2 protein-coding genes are annotated in these 1,516 nt (G+C 64.8%); both read right to left on the bottom strand.

From position 1 onward, the window contains the following. Positions 1-35: 35 nt before the first annotated feature. On the bottom strand, positions 36-1,067 hold the full coding sequence (locus SE18_RS10215) for an IS3 family transposase (protein WP_054534356.1): 1,032 nt from the start codon (positions 1,065-1,067) through the stop codon (positions 36-38). Continuing rightward, entirely contained in the window at positions 1,064-1,441 is a 378-nt protein-coding gene (locus SE18_RS10210; RefSeq protein WP_054534355.1) for a transposase, read from the bottom strand. The genes SE18_RS10215 and SE18_RS10210 overlap by 4 nt, the downstream gene beginning before the upstream one ends. Positions 1,442-1,516: the final 75 nt, after the last annotated feature.

Here is a 1,516-nt window from a genome sequence, read left to right as displayed (position 1 = left end):
TCGGAACGTGTCAATATTTTTGAGACGGGTGACGATCAGGAATTCCGTTTCAGCCGCGCCGGGTCGTCTGGCTGCGCAGCCATGCTGAGCGGCGGGTTGATCCACGCCGCCGTTGGAACGGGTGGCGAGGTCGGCGGCCCTTGCACAAAGCGCTCCGGATGCCGATCAGCAGCGGCAGTCAGCACACCCTGACGCGCGGACACCACCGCGTTCGCTGTCCCGCTGTGAACCATCGCGGGGGTGAGCAGGCTCAGCCCACTGTGCCGATGGACGTGGTTGTACCAGTCCACGAACGCCGTCACCCACGCCCGCGCATTCGCCAGATTGGCGAACCGATCCGGATAAGTGGGGCCATACTTCATGGTCTTGAACTGCGCCTCCGAGTACGGATTATCGTTGGAAACGGTTGGCCGACTGTGCGAGCGCCGCACCCCGAGATCGGCCAGCAGGTCAGCGACCACCGTGGAGGTCATGGGCGCACCGCGATCGGCGTGAATCGTCAGTTGGTCAGGCACAATGCCCTCCCGCAGGCAGGCATCAGCCAGCACCTGTTCGGCCAACAGGGCTGCTTCGTGGGTGGCCAGCAGCCAGCCGACGATCATGCGGCTGAAGATGTCAAGCACCACGTACAGGCTGTACCACACACCCGGCTGCGGCCCGCGCAGTTTGGTGATGTCCCAACTCCAGACCTGGCACGGTGCGGTGGCCAGCAATTCAGGTCGGGTGTAGACCGGATGGCGGCGCACGGCGCGGCGCTCACGGGTGGCGGCATCCGCCCGCAGCAGGCGATACATCGTGCGCCAGTGGCACAAAGAGATGCCCTCGTCAAGCAGCGTGGCGTAGACCGTGCGCGGGGCTTGGTCCACAAAGCGCTCGCTGTTCAGCACAGTCCGCACGGCGGTTTGTTCGTCGGGACTGAGCATACGCGGATGGCGACGGACGGTGCGCTGCCGCCGCACGGCGGCGGGTCGTTGGCGGCGGTAGACCGTGCTGCGCGGCACCCCAAGCGCCTGACAGGCGGCGGTCATTCCGACGATGGGCGCAAGGTCGTGTACGCTGGCGATCATGATTCGTTGTCCATCGGCGCGGCTGCTGCCAGTCCAAGCAGCGTGGCCATTTTTTTTTGGATATCGATGATGGCGGTGGCCTTGGTCAGCTGGTGCTGGAGGCGGGCGTTCTCGCGGCGGAGGCGAGCATTCTCATCCGCCAGCGGATTGGCGGGCTGGGGCACCGGGCCAGGGCGCTGATTGTCGAGGCTGGTCGCACCGCGACGAAGGCGCTGTCGCCACTTCGCCAATTGCGAGGTGTACAGCCCATGCTGCCGGAGGATGGCCCCCCGCCGTGGGTCGCCACGCGGGTAGGAGTCGTACTCGTCCAAGATGGCCTGTCGCTCGGCGGTGCTCAAGGTTGGTCGGTCAATTGGGTGGGTCATGTCGTCCATGGAAAGTTCCTCGCGCCCTGATCAGAACGGATCTCAGCCAATGGAATCTGTCTCATCTGATATTAGCACACAGGG

Origin of the sequence: Herpetosiphon geysericola, from assembly GCF_001306135.1 — a bacterium.
GTDB classification, from domain to species: Bacteria; Chloroflexota; Chloroflexia; order Chloroflexales; family Herpetosiphonaceae; genus Herpetosiphon; species Herpetosiphon geysericola.
This window is presented reverse-complemented; position numbering and strand designations above follow the sequence as displayed.

What these genes read in the sequence shown, in the direction of transcription:
- SE18_RS10215 (WP_054534356.1), bottom strand. Translation starts at nt 1,067, where the DNA reads ATGATCGCCAGCGTACACGACCTTGCGCCCATCGTCGGAATGACCGCC.
- SE18_RS10210 (WP_054534355.1), bottom strand. Translation starts at nt 1,441, where the DNA reads ATGGACGACATGACCCACCCAATTGACCGACCAACCTTGAGCACCGCC.